The following is a 15,771-nucleotide window of genomic DNA, read 5'->3' as shown; positions in this document are numbered from 1 at the left end:
CCTTTCATGTCACTGCGACAGACTCGGTCCGCGATGCGCCGCTCGTATCACGCCATGTGGTCTCGACGGATATTGATAAATGTAGTCCGTCGAGGCGATCGCGCAAGCCTTATTGCCCAGCCATCAGCGACGCAAGCAACTTGAGCAGGCTGTCGATATTGACCGGTTTGACGAAGTGATAGTCAAAGCCCGCCGATTGCGCGCGCAGCCTGTCTTCCGTCTGACCGTATCCGGTGATCGCGATCAGCAACGGCTTCGCAGCGCCCTTGCGGCGAAGCTGCCGCGCCAGTTCGTATCCGTCGATATCCGGCAAGCCGATATCGAGCAATGCCACGTCCGGTACGAATGACGGCGCGGCTTGCAGCGCCTCGACGGACGAATAGGCGACGCAAGCGGTATGTCCTTCGGATTCGCACAGCATCGCCAGCGAATCGGCGGCGTCGCGATTGTCATCCACGACCAGCACGCGCAGCGCGGTTCGCGCAGGCCCCGGCGCTGGCTCCGACAGCGCGACTGCCGAATGGCGTTCAAGGTGGTGCAGACGCGGCAGTCGGACCGTGACCGTGGTGCCGAGATTGGGGCCGTCGCTGTGCACGGCGATCGTTCCGTTGTGCATTTCGACCAGCTTCTTGACGAGCGACAGGCCGATTCCGAGGCCGCCATCCGAGCGATCGAGCGTGCGTTCGCCTTGTGAAAAGAGCTCGAACACCTTCGGCAGAAGCTCGGCCGAAATGCCCGTTCCGGTATCTTGCGTGACGATGGAAACCCATTCGTCGTCGGCCTCGACACTCACCGTGATATGCCCGCTCTCTGGCGTGTACTTGCTCGCGTTGTTCAGGATGTTGACGAAGATCTGCGAAATCCGCGTGATGTCGCCGGATACCCACGTGGTCGGATCGCCAACACTGACGTGCAACTGCTGATGACGTGCTTCCGCCATCGCCGCGATTGCCTCGACAGCGTGATAGACGGCGGTGCCGACCAGAACGGGCTCTAGCTGCAGCACGATACGGCCTTGCGTGATGCGCGACACTTCGAGCAGATCGTCGACGATTCGCGTCATGTGCTCGACCTGCCGACGCATCAGGTTGATCAGTTCGTGTGGGCGTGAGGCCGGCTCGGGCTGCTTTTCGAGCAACGCGATGGCCGTGCGTAGCGGCGCGAGCGGATTGCGCAGCTCGTGCGCAAGCATCGCGAGAAACTCGTCCTTGCGGCGATCGGCTTCGCGCAGCATCAGTTCGAGCTGCTTGCGCTGGGTGATGTCGATCACGCTGGCGATGATGCGCAACGGCTTGCCGTCCGCGCTTCGCTGAAGCAGCGCGCTGCCTTGCATCCATTGTTCGCCTTGCGCGCTGCGCACACGAAATTCGAAGTTCGCGCCCGGGTCCTGGCCTTCGATCAGCCGGTGGACATATTGTTCGAGCGTGGCGCGGTCGTCGGGGTGCACGTTGCGCAGCGCCTCGTCGTACGTGAGCACGTGGTCGATCCGTGGTGCGAGGCCCTCTTCGAACGATAGCGTGCGCGAGGCGAGGTCGAAGCCGACAATGGTGAGCCGCGCCGCCTGCATCGCGACGGACAGACGCAGGTTGCGTGCTTCGATCGCCGATTTCGCTTCATACTGAGGCGTCACATCGGTCGTCGTGCCGAACCACTCCTGCAATTTTCCCTGGCTGTCGAACAGGGGCGCCGCCTGGGCGTGCATCATCCGGTACTCGCCGTCGTAACGCCGCATGCGGAACATGGTGGAGCCGGGCGCGCATCGCTGCAGCACATCGACCCACACCTTCTGTGCCGTCGCGCGGTCGTCCGGGTGAACGTAGTCAAGCCATCCCCAATCCTCCAGAGGAACCACGTCGTCGCCCGTGAATCGGCTCCAGTCCTCGCCCGCCGGTCGGATGTCGCCGTTCGGCCCGGCCGACCACACCAGTGCGCCCGTCGATTCGACGAGCACCCGATAACGCCGCTCGTTGAGGCTGAGCTGTTCTTCGGCCGCCCGCTGCTTGCTGATATCGAAGGTCACGCCGTAAACATGCGCCAGCGTGCCGTGATCGTCGAATTCCGTATGGCCGCGCATGCGCAGCCAGCGTGGTGAAGTCGATCCGCCGTCCAGCACGAAGTCGAATTCGAAGGGGCCGCCGTGTTGCAGAGCGGCATCGACTTTCTGCTGGAAGAGCGCCCGATACTCGGGTTCGACCCGGTTCTCCAGATCGGATAGCGCGAGCGCATCGGTGCCGGGCGGAAACCCGTACAGGTCCGCGAGTTGCGATGTCATTCGCACGACGCGGCTCTTCATGTCCCATTCCCACGCGCCCATGCGAGCGCCGTGGAAGGCGGCCTTCAGGCGTCGCTCGCTTGCTTCGTACATGGCCCAGGCATGACGGGCTTCGTGGATATCGGTCGCGACGCCCACCGTATCGGCGATGCGGCCAGTGGTGTCCAGTTGCGCCTGAAGATGCAATGCGTGCCAGCGATATTCGCCGTCCGCGCGCAGCAGACGCACTTCGACATTGCCGAGCAGGGTGCCGTCGCGCATTTGCCGCACTGCGTCGAGCACATGATCGATGTCGTCGGGATGAACGAATGCCTTCCAGTGCAGCCCGACGAGGTCCGGGGCGGAAATGCCGAGATACCGCGATGTCCACGGGTTGGCATAGCAGACGACACCGTCGCGATCGGCACGCCAAACGAATGAAGGAAGGAAGTGAGCAGGATCGTTCATCAGCGTCCTTGCATCGGTTTCCTCTGCAGGCACGTCGCCGAAGATGATCTGGCGCTGCAGGCATGGTGTGCCTGGTTACGTTAGCTAGCCCGGAGAGCCCTAGACGATGTTTGTACCATGCGGATGTTCATGCGGTAAAGACGAGCCAGGTAGTCGTTTCTAGCCAGATAGTCGAAGAAGGGCCGTCGCGTCAGACGCGCGAGGACCGTCGCATTCCGACATTCGGGTCACGCGTTGGCGCCAACGGCCTATAAAGGTGGTTCAAGACATTGGGACGGTCCGAACCGCAACAACGGCATGTTGATGGAAAAAAATACATCACGACGTGATGGAATATCCAGCGCGGGTCGGATGACAGCTGGCATCCTCGACCGCGCGGTGTCGCCCCCGCCTGGTTTCGTCGCAGAAGGATGCGGTGAAGGCATTGAACTTGCTCAACTCTGCATATCAAGCCGAGGGTCTCGCCGACACGGACGCGTTCATCATTTCTGCCTTGAATGCATCCATGACAGGACCGCAGGCCATTCAAAGGAGACGACGATGAATCACCCCGAAAACACCAATCCGCAGCAAGGTCAGCGGCGCGACGCGGATGTGATGAGCGAAACCTACGTGCCGTCATACCGTTTGTTATTGAAAGAGCCAACCGTCCTGCTCGCGGGCAATCCGACTGACCGCGCGGATGTCGCGACTGCAGCGATCCTGGGCTATAACTGACGGTCGCGCGCGATGCGTCGGTCCGCTGCGACTTGTCGGCCTCTGCATACACCAGTTACAAAGCGGCGCGTAGTGTCTCATCGGCAGCGGCAAGACGCAGCGCAATGGTCTTCACGAGAAATCGATGCAACTGTTGCGCCGTTGCCGGATCCTGCTGTTCGAGTTCGAGCAGCCGGGAGATCGTCAAGCCGTAGACGCGTGTCGGTGCCTCCGCAATCACATCCGCGCTGCGCTGCTGCTGCGTGTACACCGCCATTTCCCCCACGACCGTGCCCGGGCCGAACGAGCGCAGACGCGCTGAGCGGCCACTGCGGAGCGGCAGCGAGATCGCGACACGTCCTTGCTCGACGAAATACATTGCGTCGCCCGGTTCGCCGTGTAGAAACAGCGCCTGCCCCGACAGGAGATCATGCATCTCCAGAGCCGCGCTCAACCTGTTCAACGCACCGGCCGTGAAATGCGGGGCGAGCATCGCTCGCAGGTCGCCGCCGTGCGCGAGCGCGAGCGGGTTCGACGCAAGCAGTTTGTCTTCGATCCACTCGAGACCCGCATCGAGCGTATCGAACTCATGGATCTTCAGATTGAGCGTGCCGGTCTTCACGAGCAGATCGCGCGAGCGCTGTGGCAGCGCGGTCAACACGAGGTCCGAGTTGTTTGCCGCGCACAGCTGCCTCAGCTTGACGAAGCTGATGGATACCGACGCATCCATGCCATGGGTCGCCGCAAAGTCGAGCACGACGAAGCGGACCTGCGCCGGATTGCTCGCACCGATTCGCTCTCGCAGACGCTGCAGAATCGAATTGGCCGTGCCGAAAAAGAGGAACCCTTGCAGGCACATTCCGCATACCTGGGCGCCGATTGCACGCAGAGACTGGGTCTGTTCGATGCTGCGCTCCACATTCGATGTCCGCGTGCGCAGGTCGAATTCCATGCGTATGCAGCCGACCCGCCCGTAGAGCAGCGTGAACATCACACACGCCGCAACGACGCCCACCCCTACGCCGACGATCACGCCATACGCCGCGATAGTGCCGAGAATCACGGGCACGAGCAGGTACTCGTACCAGTTGAGCTTCGTCCAGGCGCCCGCGAGCCAATGCACGAGCAGGCGCAGCCCCATGAAGAGCTGAAGCCCGACCAGCACCGGCACGGGAAAGAGCGCCACGATGCCCGGAGAGGTGGCGAGCACCGCAACACAGGCGAGCGAGGCGAACACGCCCGCCACCCGGCTCGTCGCGCCCACCCGCGCATTGAGCATCGAGCGATTGAACGACTGGTAGCCGACCATGCCGCCCAGCAGTCCGCTCGCGAGATTGGCGAGGCCGGCGGCGCGCATCTCGCGATTGAGGTCGACGTCCTCGCCCGTGGCCGCGCCGATCGCCGTTGAATTCATCAGGATCGTCACGGCCGATACCGTAGTCACCACCAGACTCTCGGGAAGATGCGCGCCGACGGCCGACCAGTCGATGCCGCCCCTTCCGAGCCCCGCGGCCAGGTGCATGTCCGGCAACCCGGTGAGGTGCAGCTTGACGCGCGGCAGCAGCAGACCCATGCCGCGCGCGTCGTCGATGGAAAGGCCGGCCATGTGCAGCAGTACGTAGAAAAGCACCACGCCGAAGGCCAGGGTGAGCGGCAGCGCGGCAATGTGCTGCCACGTGCGCATCAGCACCGTGGCCAGCACGCCGACGACTAGCGCCGGGACCCATGTGAGCCAGTGAAGGTGCGCGAGCAACGCGAGCGTGTGCCAGTGCAGCGGCTGGCCCGTCAGCACGCGGAACGCCCCGGCCAGCAGCAGGTAGCCCGTGCCCGCGAGAAACCCGCCGAGCACCGGATATGGCAGGAACTGTAACGAACGGCTGCGCCTGGACGAGCCGATCGCATAGAGGACGATGCCCGTCATAACCGAACAGAGCGCGATTGCGATCAGGACGGTGAGAATCAGCGTCTGCGATGAACCGCCGTCCGCGCGCACGCTGCTGGCCACCCCCGCCGCCACGCCCGCGAGAAAGGCCGCGGCATTGCTGTCGGGGCCGCCGATGTTGACGCGCATCGAACTCGTCAAGGCGATCACGAGCGCCGTGACGACGCAGCTCACGAGCGCGGTGGGCACGCCCAGCATCGCGTAACGGGCAAGATCGGCGCTGAAGATCATCGTGCCGAGGCTCATCGCATAGCACAGCATGACGAGCGTCGAAACGGCGCCCGCCGCCACGTCGCCTGGCAGGCTCGCCATACGCGAGCGCAGCGGGACGTCGGAGACGGAAACGGTCTTGCCCGGCTTCACGTGGATCCCCGGTCGAATGCAAGGGCGCCGTGGGGCGTGCTGCCCAGTATCCCGCTCGGCTCGAACGGCTGTCAAACGCCATGCAGCGTGCCTGTCGGACACCTACACTGCTTATTCATCGGCCCTGTACTTTGCGAAGGCCACGCTAAGGCCATGCTAAGGCCATGCAATCGCGGGCCGATCACACCGGCGGCCGGCACGCGCGCTATTCGTCTGAGCTTTTGACGGCGGAACCATGCATCGGATGCAGGGCGACGAACATGGACATCGAGAAATGGCTGCAGAGCCTCGGGCTCGAACAATACGCGCACGCGTTCGCGGCCAACGACATCGACATGTCGCTGCTGGGGCAATTGACCGACGTCGACCTGAAAGAGCTGGGCGTACAGTCGCTCGGCCACCGTAAGCGCATTCTGGCCGCGGCGGCGGGATCGCTAACGGCAGCGGCGCCGCTACCGCCCCAGACACCCGCGAACGACCTGCCCGCCGACGAGCGCAGGCAGGTCACGATTCTGTTCGCGGATCTCTGCGGGTACACGATGCTGTCGCGATCTCTCGATCCTGAAGACTTGCGCGCGCTGATCGGACGCTTCACGGCGCTGGTCGACGGCATCGTGCTCGGTTATGGCGGCACGATCGACAAGCACATCGGCGACGCGGTGATGGCACTGTTCGGCGCTCCGCGCTCGCACGAGACGGACACGCTGCGCGCCGCGCGCGCCGCGCTCGACATTCACGATGGCCTCGCGCGGCTGGCCGCGCAGACCGGGCGCGCGTTGCAGGCGCACATCGGGATTGCGAGCGGCGAGGTCATCGCGGGCGCGGTGGGCCGCGCCGACGCGCAGGACTACACCGTGCATGGCGATCCGGTAAACCTGGCCGCTCGGCTCGTGGCAGCCGCGCAGGCGGGCGAAACCTGGATCTCCGACGACGCGGCGCGCACACTCGGCGATGCCGTCATTTGCGAAGCAATCGGCGAGCGGCGCTTCAAGGGCATCGACACACCGGTGAAGGCGTGGCGCCTCGTCGCGCCTGGCAGCGAGCCAGTCAGGACGAGCCGCAGCCGCTTCGTCGGACGTGAAGCCGAGCTCGAACAGTTTCACGGCATCCTGCATGCGTGCATTGCAAGGCGCGCAGGGCATGTCGTTCACGTGCGGGGCGAAGCCGGAATCGGCAAGACGCGGCTCGTCGACGAGATGCGCCGCCGTGCGCAGGCACAGGGCTTCACGCTGCATCGAAGCCTCGTGCTCGATTTCGGCGTCGGCGAGGGCCAGGATCCTGTGCGAACCATCATTGCAAGCCTGCTCGGATTGCCGGCGGGTGCATCGGTAGAAGCGAGGCAGGCCGCCGCCGCGCATGTCGCGAACCAGGGGATCGTCGAGCCCGAGCAGATCGCGTTTCTGCACGACTTCCTCGACCTCCCGCAGAGCGCCGAATGGCAGACCATCTATGAGGCGATGGATCACGGCGCGCGCAAGCGCGGCAAGCTGGCGCTCGCCGCGAGGCTGACCGAGGACGCTTGCGCCCGTGCGGCGACGCTCATCGTCGTCGAAGACCTGCATTGGGCCGACGCCGAAGCGATCGGCTACCTGTCGGCGTTCGCGTCGGGCATTGCCAACGGCACTGGCCTGCTGGTGACGACTTCGCGCGTGGAAGGCGATCCGATCGATGCGAGCTGGCGCGCACGTTGCCGCGACACGCCGTTCGCCACGATCGATCTCGGGCCGCTTCGCAAGGACGAGGCGCTGAGCCTGGCGGGCAATTTCATCGATGCGACCCAGCGCGTCGCGCTCGCCTGCATCGAGCGCGCGGGAGGCAATCCGTTGTTTCTCGAACAACTGCTGCGCAACGCCGAAGAAGGCAGTGGCAGCAACGTGCCCGGGTCGATCCGCAGTCTCGTGCTCGCGCGGATGGACCGGCTCGCGCCCCGTGACCGCCTGGCGTTCCAGGCGGCCGCCGTGATCGGCCAACGTTTCGACCTCGCGCTGCTGCGACGACTGGCCGACGATCCCGGCTATCTCTGCGACGGCCTGCTCGTCAATGCGCTCGTGCTGCCGGAAGGCGAGGACTTCCTGTTCGCCCACGCGCTGATCCAGGAGAGCGCCTACTCGACGTTGTTGCGCGCGCGCCGCCGTGAACTTCATCTGCGCGCGGCTGAATGGTTCGCACAGACCGATGTCACGCTGCACGCCCAGCATCTGGACCGCGCCGAAGACGCGCACGCGCCGCATGCCTATCTGGGCGCAGCGGCCGCACAGCGTGCCGCCCATCGTTTCGAAGCCGCGCTGCGGCTCGCCGAGCGCGGCATCGAGATCGCGCGGTCCGACGCGGACCGCCATGCATTGAGCTGCTGCAAGGGCGAACTTCAGCGCGACCTGGGCGACATTGCGGGATCGATCGCCACGTACCGTACGGCACTCGCCGCCGCCACCGACGACGCCGCCCGTTGCGAGTGCCAACTCGGGCTCGCGGAGGGGCTGCGTGTCAGCGAAGGGCTCGACGAAGCACTCGGCCTGCTGGCCGAAGCGCAAAAGATCGCGGAGCGGGACGACCGGCTGGCCGAGCTTGCAAGCCTCCATTATCTGCGCGGCAACATCCTCTTTCCGCTCGGCAAGATCGACGCCTGCTGCGCCGAACATGAGCGCGGCCTTGCGTACGCGCGGCGTCTCGGCCTGCCCGAGGCAGAGGCTCGCGCGCTCGGCGGCCTTGCGGATGCGGCGTATGCGCAGGGGCGCATGCGCACCGCGTTCCATCATTTCAGCGGATGCGTGGCGATGAGCCGGGAACATGGGTTCGGCCGCATCGAGGTGGCCAATCTGTCGATGCAGGGCTTCAGCCGCATTTATCTGAACGACGCAGGTCAGGCGCGCGAGGACGCAATCGCCGCCGCCCGCGCCGCCGAATTGATCGGGCAGCCTCGCGCGCAATTGCTCGGGCAGACGCTGGGCGTGTTCGCCTGCCAGGAACTGGGCGACGCGCAGGCGGCCAGCAATCATCTGGTGCAGGAGATGCGGGTGATCCGGCAACTGGGTGCGCGCCGCTTCGAAGCGCAGAACCTGGAGATGCAGGGGCGCGTGTTGCTGGACAGAGGATGCCGTAGTGAAGCGGTGACGGCGCTGCGCGAATCGCTCGCCATCTCACGCGAGGTGGGGACCCAGTTTTGTGCGCCGAAGACCTTGAGCGCACTGAGCCGCGCGATCGACGACCAGGACGAGCGTACGCGGCTACTGGCCGAAGGCGAGGCGCTGCTGCGGCTCGGCGCGGTCGGCCACAATCATCTGTGGTTTTACCGCGACGCCATCGAAGCGATGCTTGGAGCGGGCGATCCTGCTGGCATGCTGCATTACGTGGACGCGCTCGAAGGCTATACACAGCGCGAACCGTTGCCGTGGTCCGAGCTTTTCGCGGCGCGTGGCCGTGTGCTGGCGCGCGCGCTTCAGACGCCGCTCAACGAAGCCATCCGAGATGAACTCCTGCGACTGCGAGAGGCGCTGCAGGAGGCCGGTTTTCGCAATTACGTGAGCGCGGTCGAAGCGGCGCTTGCGGCTTGATGTCGTGATTCACCTGAATGTGAACCGTCGCCGCGCCTTGTCCGGCACTTTTCGTGCTCATGTGCTCATGGCGACAGTGGCTAGGGCGCGAGCCATCCACGCCGGATCGGCCACGACAACGTCTTTCGATACAGCGAGATAAGCAGGAGCATGAACGCATCGCCCGCACGCGCCCAGAGTGGTGCAAGGAGGGCATACGTCAGGCACGCGACGCTCACAGCGCCCACCATATCGAGCGGAAAATGCACGCCGATGCGCACGCGTGCCAATGCGACCGCCGCGCCTGCGAGCGTGATGAGCAGTCCGGCGCGGACGAGCCCCGCGAAAAGCAATGTGAGTGCGATGCTCGCGAACACCGTGACGTGATCGCTGGGAAACGAGGAATCCGGCACATGTTCGACGAATGTATGGCCGAGGCCGATCATGAACGGCCGTGGATGCACCCAGATCAGTCCGATCAGCTGATTGAAGCCGAGCGCAAGAAAGCTGACGCAACAACCGCGCACGGCTGCCTCGCGCTGACGGCGATCGCCGAACAGCCACATGAGAGCGAGCACGGCGGGAATCAGATAGATCAGGTCATTCGCGATGGTGAGTGCGATGTCGATCTGCCATTGCGGTGAATCGGGTCGTGCGTTGATCAGAAGGAACAATGCGCGGTTCAGCGCTTCGAGCTTATTCATGGCGCGGGTTCTGGAGGCGGAGTAGCGTGCCATGCTATCCCGCGAACCTTATGAAAGCCTTAGCGCGCCTAAACGGTCGCGCGTAACGCTATGCGTGTTGCTCGCCCAGAACGATCTTATGGATATTCTCCGCGTACACCCATTCGCGGCCCTGGTGCTCGATGAAGTCCATGAAAGCAAGCGGACCACTGCAGTAAATCTGTGTGGTGGGATGAGTTGGACTCATCGCGTGAGCACTTTTCTCCACGACGAGATCATCGGGCAGGCCGAAATAGCGATAGACCTTGCCGTGATTTTGAATCGCGTCGAATACTTCTCGATGCACCGCCTGGTCAGCGGACCGGGCGAAGTGGTGCACCTCGAACTTCTGTCCCGCGGATGCGAGCCGCTTTGCGATTCCCGCGATCGATGCGGCGCCTATGCCGGCTGCGTAAAGAATGGATCGCACACGATCGTCAAGAACGGTGGGGGGGCTTATCGGCATGCCGACAAATGCTTCATCCCCTTCCTTCATCGGAAACCCGGCGGCCGGGCTATCTGCTTTTCTATCGTCTCTTTGTCTTGCGCCTACTACGTAGGTATTCGACAGGGACGAATCATGGAGCAATGGATAAATTCTTCCGTTGTTGCCTGCATGGTTCCGACAAAGCGCGATGGACGCGCCATCGGCAAACGGCGGAAGCACCGATCCGGATGTTGTTCGAAGCTCAATGGCATGGTACCCCTCGGCAATTTGCCAGCTCCGGCCCACGATGACGGGAATCAGGTTAGCGCGCATGTCTTCTCCAGTAGGTCCTGTCTTCGAGGGTAGGGCGGACTGGAGTCACCAGCAAGACGTTGTGGTCGAATGTCAGTCATATGGCTCGGGCAATGTAGCGCCCGAGTGAAACGGCCTCACCCGGTCCGTCTGGACCCTCTCCGGAGAGGGAAGTGGTCATCGAGCATGGCCGCGAGACCGCTGTGATGATCTCAGTCGAATACGATACGCGGGAAGTAAAGCGAAACGACCCAGTTAGGCTGGTCGACGATCTCGTTGATGTGCAAGTCGGCACAAACACTACAGAGCAGGTAAGCATCGATTGCGCTGAGGTGGTGTTGTTTCATCAGCAGATCGATCATCCCGGAAACTGCGGCCCGTGCTCCTTCCATCAGATCCGGACCAATGCCCGTGGTGACCTCATAGCCGCTTGCGTCCAGGTGACGACTGACGGGGCCCGGCGTGGTAAATCGGGGAAACGGGAGGTTCGCTCCTTTGATCAACTCGAACTTTGCCGCCAGAGACACAGGACTTTCGATTGCCGTTCCGCACACCTCGCCGTCCCCCTGCGCGGCATGCGTATCGCCGACAGAGAACAACGCGCCCTTCACCTCGACGGGAAGGTAGAGTTCCGTGCCGGCACAAATGTCGCGGATATCCATGTTGCCACCGACACGGCGGGGTGGAATCACACTGTGCACACCCGCTTCGCCTGGAGCGAGGCCAATGGTGCCGCAAAATGGCTTCAACGGAACCCGGCCCCCTGGTCCGAACATCGCTGGGGCATTGAGGGCCGGCTCATACTTCCAGATATGCAGCGCGGGCTCGGGGAACTGATCTGCCAGCAGGCCAAAACCAGGAATGTTCGCCGTCCAACCCCAGCCCGAAGGCGCGAACGATAACAGCGTCACCTTGACGGCGTCGCCCGGCTCCGCGCCGTCGATATATACCGGGCCGACAACCGGGTTCACCCTTGCAAAGTCCAACCGTGGAATGTCGGCGACGCTCGAGTTCGCGGTAAGTTGTCCGCCGGATGCATCCAACGGAAAGAACTCGACGGTTTCGTGGGGCGCGACGGTCAGTACCGGGCTTAGCGAGTTGTCCCAGCCAAGATGGTTCTGATGCTCATGGATTGTGTGGCGCGTGCACGGTTTTTCGTTCATTGCTCGCTCCCCAAGGATGTCCGCTGCAAAGCGTTTTATGCAATCACGAACACCGATCGTCGATCTGTTCGTTCGCCCACGTTTCGGCCGCCGAGGCAGCAAAATTCGTTCCATCAGGAATCATGTCCGAAACCTGTGCCAGCCAACGGTCGCGAAGCTTAGGCAATGTCCGTGCCGCGTCGAGCGTGCATCGTCGCCGAGGCGAGGCGTGTCACAAATGACCAATGCCATGGAATAACGGCGCGCCGTGAGCGTTTGTAGATTAGGCGTCGCGTGCAAGACCGCGAAGCCGTGGAACCGCGAAACGGCATTGTCGGCTGCGCACGGCGGGTGCGTGCCCGTTTTGCAGAAGGTTTGTCGGTCCTTTTTGTAAACGTTCACCGGGGTCGCGGCACTTGCCGCCAGCAATTCGCGACTCGCCGGCTCAACGCGTGGCCGCGCGATTAATCAGTCGCGTTGGCCGTGCAGGAGAGTTCTACATGAAAGTATCAAGACTACTATCGGCCGTATGCGTGATCATCGCGCTAGGCGTCGCATCGTTGACGTTGGGCGCGTGCCAGTCCATGGGCGACACGAGCTCGTCGGGCAGCAGCGGCATGAGCAGCGGCGGGGGCGGCTATTGATGCGCGTTCGCGCGGCCGTCAGCGCCGGGTGAACTTCGCAGCGGAAGTCATATCGCGGCTCCCGCAGCCGCGGCGCTATACGTGTGCGCTGACGGCTGACTCGGTCTGGGCGGACCATCTGCTTCAGGATGCGGCCGAGCGGGCGCTCGCGGGCCGACATTTTGTTCCGGGAGGAATCTGGCTTTCGGGCCGCTTCTCGAACAGAGCAGCCCGCTGAATGACCATCCAGGTGCAAGAGCGGACCACCGTAGATGGCCTGCAGTACGCGTTCACACACCTCGGCGGAAAGCTGGCGTTGACGACTCCAACGTCAGATGTGTGAAAGGTCCACAGAACTGGTACTCTCGGCCAGGAGTTCCGACGGCTCGATCCAGCAAACTGCCTTTTGGCTATGAGATGCGCAGGCGCCCTTTCCGACGACGATGCGCTTGGCGGAGGCTGCGCGTAACGATCGAGATCGTCTGCGCGAAATTCTTTTCCACCGATGCGCCCTCGCACTGACCACGCGTGCCGGCCAACTACAACGAACCATGAATCCCGGCATCGTCTACGCCTTTTCCGCCTTCGTCATCTGGGGGCTCTTTCCCGTCTACTTCAAGACGCTCCACCAGATTCCCGCGCTCGAGATGCTCGCCCACCGCATGGCGTGGTCGCTCGTGTTCATCCTCGCTGTGCTCGTCGTGCGCCACCACTGGGCGTGGCTGCGGCCCGCGCTGAACGACAGGCGCCTCGTTGCACGCTTCGGCGCGAGTGCGGTGCTGCTCTCCGCCAACTGGGGCATCTACATCTGGGCCGTGAACGCGGGTCAAATCGTCGAGGCGAGCCTCGGCTATTTCATCAATCCGCTTATCAACGTGTTGTTCGGCGCCGTCTTCCTGCATGAGCGGATGCGCTCGCTGCAATGGTGCGCGGTGGCGCTTGCGGCGCTTGGCGTGGCCTGGCTCACCTGGCAAAACGGCGCGCCGCCGTGGATCAGCCTCGCGCTCGCGCTGACGTTCGGCGGCTATGGTCTCTTGCGCAAAACTGCAAAGCTTGGCGCGCTCGAAGGCCTGGCACTCGAAACGGTGCTGCTCTTTCCCGTGGCGATCGTCTATCTGATGATGATCGGGATCGCCGGCGCGAGCCATTTCACGCATGCGTCGCGCGGGCTGCAACTGCTGCTGGCCGCCGCCGGACCTATCACGGCCGTGCCGCTGCTGCTCTTCGCGGCGGCGGCGCGACGCATCCCGCTCTCGATGCTCGGCCTGATCCAGTACGTGACGCCCACGCTTCAGCTCCTCACTGGCGTGCTGATCTACGGCGAGCCGTTCGGGTCCGTGCGCGCGATCGGCTACGGCGCAATCTGGGCAGCACTCGCGCTCTACTCGTTCGAAGGGCTGCGTGGCACGCTGGCCGCTGCGCGGCAGGCGCGCAGGGCATTTTGAAGAGCTTGAAGGGTGGAGCGCCGCCACCTGGGGCTTGCAGAACTAAGGCCGCCCCTCGCTTGGTACTTCCGATGCCTTGCTGAGTTCTCCCATGAGAATCTGCGCGATGACGTTCGCGGGTGCGCGGCCATCGGGCGCCGCCGCCGTCGTCGCCCACGTGACGATCGTCGTGTTCGTTGCCGGATCGTAGCCCATGAACGTATTGAAGCCGGGTATCTCGCCCGTGTGTCCGTAGAACGTGCCGAATTTGGCAAGACCGAGGCAGTAACTGGCGGCCATCGGATCCGACGGGTTGACAGACTGGCAACTGGCGAGCCGTTGTGCCTGCAGATCGGCGTTCAGATAGCCGCCACCCACCATCCGTTGCACATACGCCGCCAGTTCCTTCACGGTCGAGATGCCTGAGCCCGCGGTCCAGCCCCAGGATGTGCTCACGCCGGTCACATCGGTGGGTTGCAGCGTCCCGTTTTTCGCGGCGGCCTGGCGCTCAGGGGATAGCGCGTCGCTATCCGCCGTCTCGGCATTGGTGCCCCACTGGTAGCCATGCGGCGACGGCGCAGGCAGCGACGTGTCGTCCTGCGGCGGAAGAAACGTATCGGTCAAACCAAGCGGCATAAAAAGACGCGCCTTCATTGCGTCTGCCGCGCTCATCCCGGTTAGCTGCTCGATGACGAGTCCGAGCAACACCGTGTTCGTGTTTGAATAGCGAAAATCCGCCCCTGGCGCGAAATACACCGGCTGGCTCAACCCGATGTTCAGCAGTTCCGTCGTGGTCCACACTTTGTTCGGCTGCGAATCGAGCGTTTGATTGAACGCGAGACTGGTCGAATAGTTGTAGAGGCCGCTGCGCATCGTCAGCAACTGCTCGATCGTGATCTGGTCGCCGTTTGGAACGTTCGCGACGTATTTGCCGATGGGGTCGCTCAACTGCAGCTTTCCCTCCTGCACGAGTTGCAGAATCACCGTGCCGGTCCAGGTTTTCGTCACGCTGCCGACGCGAAAGTGAGCGGTCGTCGGTATTGGCGTGTTCGTGCCTCGCACTGCCGTTCCGAATGATTCGAGCCAGTTGCCGTTCGGCGACTGCACATACACGACGGCACCGGACGTCATCGTGTCTGCGAGCAACGCGTTGATCTGCGGGCGTGCCGCGGTAGCAAATGCCGGCTCGTTCGATGTTAGCGTGTCATTACCACCGCAAGCGGAGAGCGTCACGCCTATCCCGACTGCCATTGCAACCGCCGCATACAGGCGACGCGAACGCACGCGCGCTGTGTATGCAACATAGCGGGAAGTCGCCATTGTTTTTCCCTTCTTGAACGTGACGCCATGTCATGGTGGCCGGTCGAGAGGCCGGTATAGCATCGCTCGATCCACGCATCTTCACGGACCCGCTCAAAACGAAATGGGCACCGTCAGGAGAGTGCGCTGCACCAGGTTTTCCCGGGCTATGGCCTTTCATTCTTCGTTCCGGCTGTGCTGAACAACTATAGGACGTGGATAGCGAATCTGGCGTGCAATTTACGGAAGCAGGAGTCGGAAGCAGGAATCAGCTGACGCCGTCGCCGTCCTCCCTTTGCGGCAGAAACTTGAGACGGCATCGTTACGTGAGCGAGGACAAAGTATCCGATGCACCCGCGTCCATTGCGGAATCGACGTAGCGCGAATCGGCCGAATTCAAATGCGGATGAGACATTCAGGTGACCGTATCGCCAGTCTACCCAACGCCTAATCATGGCCGGCAGTACGCACGCATTCGAACAGCTCGTCGGAAAAAGCTGCCGTTGAACGCTACAACGTGAGCTCTGAGGCATGTTCGCAGAAGTGGTGCTCTCGGCGCGAACCGGCCGTTG

At 63.2% G+C, this 15,771-nt stretch carries 10 protein-coding genes; 4 read left to right on the top strand and 6 right to left on the bottom strand.

The window, feature by feature from the left end; genetic code table 11:
• Positions 1 to 109 precede the first annotated feature (109 nt).
• A complete protein-coding gene (locus tag L0U84_RS34705) occupies positions 110 to 2,719 on the bottom strand; it encodes a PAS domain-containing hybrid sensor histidine kinase/response regulator (protein WP_233857017.1) in 2,610 nt (869 codons plus the stop codon).
• A gap of 540 nt (positions 2,720 to 3,259) precedes the next feature.
• On the opposite strand from L0U84_RS34705, the gene L0U84_RS34700 reads away from it, so the two are divergent.
• Positions 3,260 to 3,436, top strand: coding sequence for a hypothetical protein (locus L0U84_RS34700; RefSeq protein ID WP_233857014.1), 177 nt, complete (start codon positions 3,260 to 3,262; stop codon positions 3,434 to 3,436).
• 55 nt (positions 3,437 to 3,491) lie between these two features.
• Here L0U84_RS34700 and L0U84_RS34695 read toward each other — a convergent pair whose 3' ends face one another.
• Positions 3,492 to 5,720 carry a SulP family inorganic anion transporter gene (locus L0U84_RS34695; protein WP_233857000.1) on the bottom strand — a complete coding sequence of 743 codons (2,229 nt, stop codon included), beginning with the start codon at positions 5,718 to 5,720 and terminating at the stop codon, positions 3,492 to 3,494.
• A gap of 260 nt (positions 5,721 to 5,980) precedes the next feature.
• On the opposite strand from L0U84_RS34695, the gene L0U84_RS34690 reads away from it, so the two are divergent.
• Complete coding sequence (locus L0U84_RS34690) at positions 5,981 to 9,271, top strand: adenylate/guanylate cyclase domain-containing protein (protein WP_233856998.1); 3,291 nt, start codon at positions 5,981 to 5,983, stop codon at positions 9,269 to 9,271.
• A gap of 80 nt (positions 9,272 to 9,351) precedes the next feature.
• Here L0U84_RS34690 and L0U84_RS34685 read toward each other — a convergent pair whose 3' ends face one another.
• The 3 genes from L0U84_RS34685 to L0U84_RS34675 form a co-directional block, all read right to left on the bottom strand.
• A complete protein-coding gene (locus tag L0U84_RS34685) occupies positions 9,352 to 9,954 on the bottom strand; it encodes a phosphatase PAP2 family protein (RefSeq protein ID WP_233856996.1) in 603 nt (200 codons plus the stop codon).
• 88 nt (positions 9,955 to 10,042) lie between these two features.
• Positions 10,043 to 10,732 (bottom strand): oxidoreductase, encoded by a 690-nt coding sequence (locus L0U84_RS34680; protein ID WP_233856994.1) that lies wholly within the window; start codon positions 10,730 to 10,732, stop codon positions 10,043 to 10,045.
• Positions 10,733 to 10,923: 191 nt separating this feature from the next.
• The gene (locus tag L0U84_RS34675; RefSeq protein ID WP_233856992.1) at positions 10,924 to 11,874 is read right to left on the bottom strand and encodes an acetamidase/formamidase family protein; all 951 of its coding nucleotides are present in this window, start codon (positions 11,872 to 11,874) and stop codon (positions 10,924 to 10,926) included.
• Positions 11,875 to 12,353: 479 nt separating this feature from the next.
• Between L0U84_RS34675 and L0U84_RS34670 the strand changes: the two genes are divergently transcribed.
• Positions 12,354 to 12,497, top strand: a complete 144-nt coding sequence (locus L0U84_RS34670; protein WP_233856990.1) for a hypothetical protein — start codon at positions 12,354 to 12,356, stop codon at positions 12,495 to 12,497.
• Between the two features lie 530 nt (positions 12,498 to 13,027).
• Positions 13,028 to 13,921, top strand: coding sequence for an EamA family transporter RarD (gene rarD, locus L0U84_RS34660; protein ID WP_233856988.1), 894 nt, complete (start codon positions 13,028 to 13,030; stop codon positions 13,919 to 13,921).
• A 42-nt stretch (positions 13,922 to 13,963) separates the two neighbouring features.
• Here the strand turns inward: rarD and L0U84_RS34655 are convergent, their stop codons facing one another.
• A complete protein-coding gene (locus L0U84_RS34655) occupies positions 13,964 to 15,151 on the bottom strand; it encodes a serine hydrolase domain-containing protein (protein ID WP_233856986.1) in 1,188 nt (395 codons plus the stop codon).
• Positions 15,152 to 15,771 lie beyond the last annotated feature (620 nt).

The sequence above is a fragment of the Paraburkholderia sp. HD33-4 genome (assembly GCF_021390635.1).
In the GTDB taxonomy this organism is placed as follows: Bacteria; Pseudomonadota; Gammaproteobacteria; order Burkholderiales; family Burkholderiaceae; genus Paraburkholderia.
The sequence above is the reverse complement of the archived record's forward strand: the minus strand, read 5'-3'. Positions and strand labels throughout refer to the sequence as shown.

Bases quoted from the DNA above. Each gene is read 5' to 3' on its own strand.
- L0U84_RS34705 (WP_233857017.1), bottom strand. From the start codon at position 2,719: ATGAACGATCCTGCTCACTTCCTTCCTTCATTCGTTTGGCGTGCCGAT.
- L0U84_RS34700 (WP_233857014.1), top strand. From the start codon at position 3,260: ATGAATCACCCCGAAAACACCAATCCGCAGCAAGGTCAGCGGCGCGAC.
- L0U84_RS34690 (WP_233856998.1), top strand. From the start codon at position 5,981: ATGGACATCGAGAAATGGCTGCAGAGCCTCGGGCTCGAACAATACGCG.
- L0U84_RS34685 (WP_233856996.1), bottom strand. From the start codon at position 9,954: ATGAATAAGCTCGAAGCGCTGAACCGCGCATTGTTCCTTCTGATCAAC.
- L0U84_RS34680 (WP_233856994.1), bottom strand. From the start codon at position 10,732: ATGCGCGCTAACCTGATTCCCGTCATCGTGGGCCGGAGCTGGCAAATT.
- L0U84_RS34675 (WP_233856992.1), bottom strand. From the start codon at position 11,874: ATGAACGAAAAACCGTGCACGCGCCACACAATCCATGAGCATCAGAAC.
- L0U84_RS34670 (WP_233856990.1), top strand. From the start codon at position 12,354: ATGAAAGTATCAAGACTACTATCGGCCGTATGCGTGATCATCGCGCTA.
- rarD (WP_233856988.1), top strand. From the start codon at position 13,028: ATGAATCCCGGCATCGTCTACGCCTTTTCCGCCTTCGTCATCTGGGGG.
- L0U84_RS34655 (WP_233856986.1), bottom strand. From the start codon at position 15,151: ATGGCAGTCGGGATAGGCGTGACGCTCTCCGCTTGCGGTGGTAATGAC.